Below are 9,139 nucleotides of genomic sequence, written 5' to 3'. Positions count from 1 at the left end.
TAGGTCTGAGGTGGAAGCGCGGTGACGTGTGGAGCTGACAGATACTAATCGATCGAGGACTTAACCTAATAAAGGCGTTAAATGAAGTGAATTGAATTGTGAATCGTTATCTAGTTTTGAAGGAATATCCCTTCAACTTAATAAATTATCTGGTAATGATGGCGAAGAGGCCACACCCGTTCCCATGCCGAACACGGAAGTTAAGCTCTTCAGCGCCGATGGTAGTTGGGGGTTTCCCCCTGTGAGAGTAGGACGTTGCCGGGTAAGCGAAAAAGATCAGTAGAGATACTGGTCTTTTTTGTATATTCTTTATAAACCGTAAGGTTCAATAATCTAGATATGAAGACAAATTTAAACTACTAGCCTGAGGCTTGGGAGAAGCATATAAAGGAACTTCTACTAAGAACGCCACGTCCTGTGGCAACGTAGAAGTCAGCACATCCTGTGCAAGTAAGGAAGCGCAGAGAGTGAAGACCGGAATGTGCGTTCTTGGCACATGAGGATCTGAATGAACAAGCTGACGAAGAGATTCGCCGCTTATCGCAAGCCGATATCCGAACATGGAAGTTAAGCTCTCTGCGCCGATGGTAGTTGGGGGTTTCCCCCTGTGAGAGTAGGACGTTGCCGGGTAAGAGAGAAGAAGATCAGTAGAGATACTGGTCTTTTTTGTATATATAAATAACTTCCTCTGCCTATGAACATTTTATTACCCTAAGTTGTTCAAGAAGTTTAATTCAATTCTGAAAAAATCTCAACAAAAAATGAATAGCAAATTATTATTCATCTTTTAGCTTCCAATTTACTCAATCAATTTAAAACTGATAACTTTCTATTTAACTCAATAGTATTTGATTAATAATCTTTTAAAGATAAGTTAATTTCCTGAAAAATAACAAGCGGTCATATATTTAAAATATTCATTGAAAACTTTTCGATAATTGTGTTTTGAAGACAGACATTTGAGTATATATATATTAGATCACATATTTATATCTAAAGAGGCGAAATGAATGAATATGCTTGAATTATTAAATCAAGATACATACACCATGTTTGCTCGTATATTTATAGCTACCCTTTTATGTGGAGTAATTGGATTGGAACGTGAATTTAAAAATCATCCAGCAGGTTTTCGAACCCATTTACTAGTAGGAATAGGATCTTGTTTAATGATGATTTTATCTCTATATGGTTTCAAAAGTTATATTGATAATGATCCTAATATACGGTTTGACCCAGCTAGAATTCCTTCATATGTTATTAGTGGTATAGGGTTTTTAGGTGGTGGTACGATTCTAGTAAAGGGTGCAACTGTAAGAGGGCTAACAACAGCTGCGTCAATATGGATCGTGGCTGGTTTAGGCTTAGTTATTGGTGCAGGAATGTATGTAGTAGCATTTTTTACTACAGCAATCGTTTTAATGTGTTTAATATTCTTAAATCGACTTGAAAATTATATGAATGTTAAAAGAGCAAGGCGGAAAATGAAAATATCCGTAGATTCCCGCAAGACTACGATTGATAAAGTGATTCAAAAATTAACATCATATGATGTTACAACCCATAAGATAGTAATGACATCTTGTAGGAAAGATAAAGACAGCAATGTTGTGTTTCATTATCAATTAGATATTGATATATCTTCTGTTTTACATGCTGATTTAGAAAAGATACTGGTAGAGAATCATGAAGTGGAAAAAATATTTTAAATACGTTTTACTTCCTCTTATTTTGGCAATATTTAAAATGAAACAGAAAAGTTGAAAAATTTTTCTGTTCGTTTTATAGTAAGATTAAAGTCAAATATAGTCAAAGTCAGTGAGGGGGAGGTTGAGTGAGAAATATTTCAGACATTATAGAACAGTATTTGAAAAAGGTACTAGATGGTAGTGGCAAGGAAATAGTTGAGATTAAACGAAGTGAAATTGCAGATAAATTTCAGTGTGTGCCTTCACAGATTAATTACGTTATTAATACAAGATTTACGATTGAAAGAGGCTATGTTGTTGAAAGTAAGCGTGGCGGAGGCGGCTATATTCGGATTATTAAGGTTCGAGCAAATAATCAGGCACACCTCTTAGATCAAATCTTACACTTGATTCATCACCGCCTTTCCCAGGCTGCTGCAGAGGACATTATAGGTCGGCTTGTAAGTGAGGAAGTTATTTCTTCCCGCGAAGCTAAATTAATGTTAAGTGTAATTGATCGTTCAGTCCTTTATATTGAGCTCCCTCATAGGGACGAATTAAGGGCAAGGATGTTTAAGGCCATGTTAACTTCATTGAAATATAAGTGAAAGTAGGGGAGACGGATGATCTGCCAGGAGTGTAATGAAAGACCGGCAACGTTTCACTTTACAAAAGTGATTAATGGAGAAAAAACGGAAGTCCATATATGTGAACATTGCGCACATGAAAATAGTGAGCTCTTTATGTTTAATGTTAACACAGGATTTTCTTTAAATAATTTACTAACTGGATTGCTTAACATGGAATCTGGTATTGCTAAAACAGAGGAACAAAATGTTTTTAAAGCTAGTGATGTTCCACAATGTGATCGATGTAAACTGACATTACATCAGTTTAAAAAGGTTGGAAGATTTGGCTGTTCAAATTGTTATCCTACTTTTAAAAGTTATATAACCCCTATACTTAAACGAGTTCATGGTGGGAACACTGTTCACTCAGGAAAAATCCCTGAACGCATTGGGGGAGATATTCATATCCGCAAGAAAATAGATGAGCTAAAAACTAAAATTCATGAATTTATTGTACAGGAAGAGTTTGAGCAAGCTGCTAAAGTAAGGGACCAAATAAGATCTCTTGAAAAAAAAATAAGTAGCTTTCACGAGGAGGGATCATAATCATGTCACTCCAAAATTTTATGAATAAGGCAATGAGTGCTTGGATGAGTCAAGAAGGACCGGATTCAGATATTGTCTTAAGTAGTCGGATTCGATTAGCACGTAATATGGAACAGTTTAAATTTCCTACAGTTTCTACAAATGAAGAATCACAAGAAGTTCTTAACTTTTTTGAAACCACATATGCAAATAAAACATTCCAGAAAATTGGTCAGCTAGAGCTGCTTAAGATGAACGATTTGCAGCCCATTCAAAAAAGGGTTTTAGTAGAAAAGCATCTAATAAGTCCTAATCTAGCTGATAACTCTATTTATGGTGGATGTTTACTTTCTGAAAATGAGGAAGTTAGCATAATGTTAAATGAAGAAGACCATATTCGGATTCAATGTTTATTCCCAGGATTTCAGCTTGAGGAAGCGTTGGATATGGCCAACAAGTTAGATGATTGGATCGAAGAAGAGGTAGACTACGCTTTTGATGAAAAAAGGGGATACTTAACCAGCTGTCCTACGAATGTGGGGACTGGATTAAGAGCATCGGTCATGATGCATTTACCTGCATTAGTACTTACCCAAAAAGTTAATAGAATTATCCCAGCAATTAATCAGCTTGGATTAGTAGTAAGAGGCATATATGGTGAGGGTAGTGAGGCTATTGGAAACATTTTTCAAATTTCAAATCAAATAACATTAGGTAAGTCTGAGAAAGACATTGTTGAAGATCTTATTAGTGTGGTTCAACAATTAATTACTCAAGAAAGAGCGACTCGTGAAGCTCTTTACAACTCCTCCCAAAACCAGCTTGAAGACAGAGTGTATAGATCATTTGGAACTTTGACTTATAGCCGAATAATTGAATCGAATGAGACAGCAAAATGCTTGTCTGATGTTAGATTGGGAATTGATTTAGGAATTATTAAAGACATATCTCGTAATATTCTCAATGAACTTATGATTTTAACTCAACCTGGATTTTTACAACAATATTTTGGTGGACCATTACGTCCAAATGAGAGAGATGTTCGCCGAGCTGCATTAATAAGAGAGCGGCTTAACTTAGAAATTGAACGTAATAAATGGATGGAGGATGATGAATCATGATGTTTGGAAGATTTACAGAACGCGCACAAAAGGTACTTGCTTTAGCACAGGAGGAAGCAGTTCGTTTAGGTCATAACAATATAGGTACAGAACATATTTTACTAGGGCTAGTTAGTGAAGGTGAAGGGATTGCAGCTAAGGCTTTACTCGCATTAGGACTAGGCCCAGAAAAGATTCAAAAAGAGGTAGAAGGATTAATTGGCAGAGGTCAAGATGCTTCTCAAACGATCCACTACACACCAAGAGCTAAAAAAGTAATCGAACTTTCAATGGATGAAGCAAGAAAGTTAGGTCATTCTTATGTAGGAACAGAACATATTTTGTTAGGACTTATTCGTGAAGGTGAGGGTGTCGCGGCAAGAGTCCTTAACAATCTAGGTGTAAGCTTGAATAAAGCAAGACAACAGGTTCTTCAATTATTGGGCAGTAATGAAACATCTTCAAATCATCAAGGTGGTGGTATGACCAATGCCAATACACCTACACTTGATAGTCTTGCAAGAGACTTAACTGCGATTGCGAGAGAAGGAAGTTTAGATCCAGTTATCGGGAGAAGTAAAGAAATTCAACGTGTTATTGAAGTATTAAGTCGACGTACAAAAAATAACCCAGTCTTAATTGGTGAGCCAGGTGTTGGTAAAACGGCAATAGCAGAGGGGCTAGCTCAACAAATCGTCCAAAATGAGGTTCCGGAAATCTTACGTGATAAGCGCGTAATGACACTTGATATGGGTACGGTAGTTGCTGGTACAAAATACCGTGGTGAATTTGAAGATAGACTTAAAAAAGTAATGGATGAAATTCGCCAAGCTGGTAATATTATTCTATTTATCGATGAATTACACACATTGATCGGAGCTGGTGGGGCAGAGGGAGCAATCGATGCTTCTAACATTTTGAAACCTTCATTAGCTAGGGGTGAATTACAGTGTATTGGTGCAACAACTCTTGATGAGTACCGAAAATACATTGAGAAAGATGCTGCATTAGAACGTAGATTCCAGCCAATTCAGGTTGATGAGCCGACAGCTGAAGAAAGCATTCAAATCTTAAAAGGCTTGCGTGACCGTTATGAGGCACATCATAGAGTTTCTATTACAGATGAAGCAATTGATGCTGCCGTTAAATTATCTGATCGTTATATTTCTGATCGATTCCTACCAGATAAAGCGATTGATTTAATTGATGAAGCCGGCTCAAAAGTAAGATTACGCTCTTTCACAACACCACCAAACTTAAAAGAGCTCGAGCATAAGCTAGATGAAATCCGCAAAGAAAAGGATGCTTCCGTACAAAGTCAGGAGTTCGAAAAAGCGGCATCACTACGTGATACAGAGCAAAGATTACGTGAACAGCTTGAAGAAACGAAGAAAACATGGAAAGAAAAACAAGGTCAAGAGAATACTGAAGTAACAGTCGAAGACATTGCGATGGTAGTCTCCAGTTGGACCGGTGTTCCAGTTTCAAGATTAGCACAAACAGAAACAGATAAGCTGTTAAATATGGAAAGTCTTTTACATTCAAGAGTTATTGGTCAAGAAGAAGCAGTAGTTGCTGTAGCAAAAGCAGTTCGTCGTGCACGAGCTGGGTTAAAGGATCCGAAACGTCCAATTGGATCATTTATTTTCTTAGGGCCAACAGGTGTAGGTAAAACTGAGCTTGCTAGAGCATTGGCAGAATCAATTTTTGGTGATGAGGATTCAATGATTCGCATTGATATGTCAGAGTATATGGAGAAGCACTCAACTTCTCGTTTAGTTGGTTCACCACCTGGTTATGTAGGTTATGAAGAAGGTGGTCAACTAACTGAAAAGGTTAGAAGAAAGCCATACTCTGTCGTTCTTTTAGATGAAATTGAAAAAGCTCACCCAGATGTTTTTAATATCCTTCTGCAGGTATTAGAGGATGGAAGACTTACAGACTCTAAGGGGCGTACAGTAGACTTTAGAAATACGATTTTAATTATGACGTCTAATGTTGGAGCAAGTGAGTTGAAGCGCAATAAATATGTTGGATTTAACATTCAAGATGAAACTCAAAATTACAAGGATATGAAAGGCAAAGTAATGAATGAGTTAAAACGCGCATTCCGACCAGAATTCATTAACCGTATTGATGAGATTATTGTATTCCACTCATTAGAAAAGAAACATTTAAAAGAAATCGTGTCGCTAATGTCTGACCAATTAACAAAACGATTAAAAGAACAGGACCTATCATTAGAGTTAACAGACTCTGCTAAAGAAAAAATTGCTGATGAAGGAATTGATCTTGAATATGGTGCTAGACCTCTTCGTCGTTCTATTCAGAAAAATGTTGAAGATCGACTTTCTGAAGAATTATTAAGAGGTACGATTAATAAAGGTCATAAGATTATTTTAGATGTAGATAATGGTGAATTTGTAGTCAGAACGACCGAAAAAGAAGAAGTTAAAACTAAATAATAAGACTGTAAGTTGAGGCATACTGCGTAACGTGTGCCTCACTTTCTTTATATAAATAAAAAATTGAAATTTTTATACATAGTTATCATTTATAGCTTCAGTGCCGAGTCCCTCGGGGATTGCACTCCTATGGACTTCCTATGCGCATAGGGACTTACCTAGGCACTTGCACTTTCTAATAATGCTCCTCAAAATCTCCCTTATTTCCTTATAATTAAGGATAGGAATCATAATTAGCTTGACTACTTGGTAATCTATAAGAGAGGAACACGTTTATGGCTAAAACGAAGGTAAAGTTTATTTGTCAAACATGTGGATATGAATCACCTAAATGGATGGGGAAATGTCCGGGTTGTGGTGAATGGAATACAATGACAGAGGAAGTTTTAAAGCCTGCTTCACCTCGAAAGGCAGTTTTTGCTCATTCCACCCAAACGGTACAAAAGCCTTCTCCGATTACAAATATAGAAACAAGCCAAGAACCAAGGATTTATACGAATCTAAAAGAGTTTAACCGTGTATTAGGAAGCGGTATTGTTAAGGGCTCCCTTGTATTGATTGGTGGAGACCCTGGGATTGGCAAGTCTACACTTTTACTGCAAGTATCCTCACAATTAGCTGATAATGGAAATGATGTTTTATATATTTCAGGAGAAGAATCAGTAAAACAAACAAAGCTAAGGGCTGACCGCTTAGGGGTTAAAGCAAATAAGCTATTTGTTTTGTCTGAAACAGATTTAAGTTTTATTTCAAGGGCGATTGAAGAAACAAACCCTGCCTTTGTAGTTGTCGATTCAATCCAAACGGTATTCCATAGCGAAATAAGCTCTGCTCCTGGAAGCGTGTCACAGGTAAGAGAATCTACTGCCGAGCTTATGAGAATTGCGAAAACAAAAGGTATTGCCATCTTCATTGTTGGCCATGTAACGAAGGAAGGGTCAATTGCTGGTCCGAGATTATTAGAACATATGGTAGATACCGTTCTATATTTTGAAGGGGAAAGACATCATACGTATCGGATATTACGTGCTGTAAAGAATCGGTTTGGTTCAACAAATGAAATGGGGATATTTGAGATGAAGGAATCTGGTCTAGAAGAAGTTCAAAATCCTTCAGAAATATTTCTAGAAGAAAGATCAAAAGGCGCAGCTGGTTCAACTGTTGTAGCTTCAATGGAGGGTACGAGACCTGTTCTTGTCGAGATTCAAGCCTTAATTTCACCAACTAGCTTCGGTAACCCTAGAAGAATGGCAACAGGAATTGATCACAACCGTGTACCCTTATTAATGGCTGTTTTAGAAAAACGTGTTGGCTTGCTTCTTCAAAATCAAGACGCGTATTTAAAAGTTGTTGGTGGAGTGAAGCTTGATGAACCTGCTATCGATTTAGCAGTTGCTGTAAGCATAGCATCAAGTTTTAAGGATGCACCTCCTAAACCAACAGATGTCATTATTGGTGAAGTAGGGTTAACTGGTGAAGTTCGTAGAGTTTCTAGGATTGAACAAAGAGTAATGGAGGCAGCAAAGCTTGGCTTTAAGAGGGCGATTATTCCAGAGGCAAATATAGGTGGCTGGAACCCTCCCGATGATATCGAGATTATTGGGGTGAAGAATGTAGCTGAGGCTCTCCATAAAACGTTAGGAGGATAGTACATGACAAAGGTAGAGAGTATATCAGGTGAACGGACGTTAAATGAAATTTTACAGTTCGTCGCACCTGGAACACCAATAAGGGAAGGAATTGAGAATGTCCTACGTGCTAAAACTGGTGGATTAATTGTTGTTGGTCACAACGAAAAAGTAAAAGAAGTTATTGATGGTGGTTTTTCTATACAATGTTCATTTTCCTCGGCACATTTATATGAGTTAGCTAAAATGGATGGAGCTATTATCTTAAGCGATTCGGGAAATAAAATATTGTATGCAAATGCCCAGTTGGTTCCAGACTCATCAATTTATTCATCGGAAACTGGAATGAGGCATCGAACAGCAGAACGAGTGGCTAAGCAAACAGGAAACTTAGTGATTGCCATTTCCCAAAGAAGAAATGTTATTACTCTCTATCATGGTGAATTAAGGTATGCACTTAGAGACATTGGTGTCATATTAACGAAGGCTAATCAAGCGATTCAAACGTTAGAAAAATATAAGCTTGTTCTTGATCAATCAATCTCGACATTAGGTGCATTAGAGCTAGAGGAACTTGTTACTTTTAAGGAAGTCTTACAAGTGTTGCATCGGATTGAAATGGTCTTACGTATAAAGGATGAAATAAATGACTATGTGAATGAACTAGGAGCAGAAGGTCATCTTATTAGATTACAATTAGCTGAGTTACTTTCTGGACTAGAAGAAGAGGCTGCATTATTAATAAAAGATTACGCAAATGATAAAGCTGTTGATCCTTATCGATTCCTTAAACAGCTCCAGGACCTTTCAAGCTTTGAACTTTTGGAGGATTCCGTTCTTTTTAAATTACTAGGTTTCTCGTCATTTACAAATATAGATAGCCCTGTTATGCCAAGAGGGTATCGTATGTTAAGTAAAATTCCTAGGCTCCCAACGATCATTATTGAAAATTTAGTGACAACCTATAAAAATTTGAAACTTATTTTGCGCGCATCCGTAGAACAGTTAGATGAGGTGGATGGTATAGGCGAGGTGAGGGCGAAAAAGATTATCGAAGGATTGAAAAGGTTACAGGATCAACTTTTAATTGATCGTCATATATAA

General features: G+C 37.2%; 7 protein-coding genes and 1 rRNA gene. All 8 read left to right on the top strand.

The genetic code is table 11. The features are described 5' to 3' along the window. Positions 1-148: 148 nt before the first annotated feature. Positions 149-264: ribosomal RNA gene (gene rrf / locus I7822_RS27670) — 5S ribosomal RNA — on the top strand. 752 nt (positions 265-1,016) lie between these two features. After that, positions 1,017-1,709, top strand: a complete 693-nt coding sequence (locus tag I7822_RS27665; RefSeq protein WP_207982257.1) for an MgtC/SapB family protein — start codon at positions 1,017-1,019, stop codon at positions 1,707-1,709. Positions 1,710-1,834: 125 nt separating this feature from the next. Next, positions 1,835-2,296 carry a CtsR family transcriptional regulator gene (locus tag I7822_RS27660; RefSeq protein WP_207982254.1) on the top strand — a complete coding sequence of 154 codons (462 nt, stop codon included), beginning with the start codon at positions 1,835-1,837 and terminating at the stop codon, positions 2,294-2,296. Between the two features lie 15 nt (positions 2,297-2,311). Then, positions 2,312-2,863, top strand: a complete 552-nt coding sequence (gene mcsA, locus I7822_RS27655; protein WP_207982253.1) for a protein-arginine kinase activator protein McsA — start codon at positions 2,312-2,314, stop codon at positions 2,861-2,863. Between the two features lie 2 nt (positions 2,864-2,865). Beyond that, positions 2,866-3,963 carry a protein-arginine kinase McsB gene (gene mcsB, locus I7822_RS27650; protein WP_207982252.1) on the top strand — a complete coding sequence of 366 codons (1,098 nt, stop codon included), beginning with the start codon at positions 2,866-2,868 and terminating at the stop codon, positions 3,961-3,963. Further along, entirely contained in the window at positions 3,960-6,407 is a 2,448-nt protein-coding gene (gene clpC, locus I7822_RS27645) for an ATP-dependent protease ATP-binding subunit ClpC (protein ID WP_207982251.1), read from the top strand. Before mcsB ends, clpC begins: the two co-directional genes overlap by 4 nt. 275 nt (positions 6,408-6,682) lie before the next feature. Beyond that, entirely contained in the window at positions 6,683-8,056 is a 1,374-nt protein-coding gene (radA, locus tag I7822_RS27640; RefSeq protein ID WP_207982250.1) for a DNA repair protein RadA, read from the top strand. Between the two features lie 3 nt (positions 8,057-8,059). Beyond that, a complete protein-coding gene (gene disA / locus I7822_RS27635; RefSeq protein WP_207982249.1) occupies positions 8,060-9,139 on the top strand; it encodes a DNA integrity scanning diadenylate cyclase DisA in 1,080 nt (359 codons plus the stop codon).

The organism is Metabacillus bambusae, assembly GCF_017497975.1.
In the GTDB taxonomy this organism is placed as follows: Bacteria; Bacillota; Bacilli; order Bacillales; family Bacillaceae; genus Metabacillus; species Metabacillus bambusae.
Note: the sequence above shows the minus strand (reverse complement) of the source record. Positions and strands in the feature narration are given on the sequence as shown.

Bases quoted from the DNA above. Each gene is read 5' to 3' on its own strand.
- I7822_RS27665 (WP_207982257.1), top strand. From the start codon at position 1,017: ATGCTTGAATTATTAAATCAAGATACATACACCATGTTTGCTCGTATA.
- mcsA (WP_207982253.1), top strand. From the start codon at position 2,312: ATGATCTGCCAGGAGTGTAATGAAAGACCGGCAACGTTTCACTTTACA.
- mcsB (WP_207982252.1), top strand. From the start codon at position 2,866: ATGTCACTCCAAAATTTTATGAATAAGGCAATGAGTGCTTGGATGAGT.
- clpC (WP_207982251.1), top strand. From the start codon at position 3,960: ATGATGTTTGGAAGATTTACAGAACGCGCACAAAAGGTACTTGCTTTA.
- radA (WP_207982250.1), top strand. From the start codon at position 6,683: ATGGCTAAAACGAAGGTAAAGTTTATTTGTCAAACATGTGGATATGAA.
- disA (WP_207982249.1), top strand. From the start codon at position 8,060: ATGACAAAGGTAGAGAGTATATCAGGTGAACGGACGTTAAATGAAATT.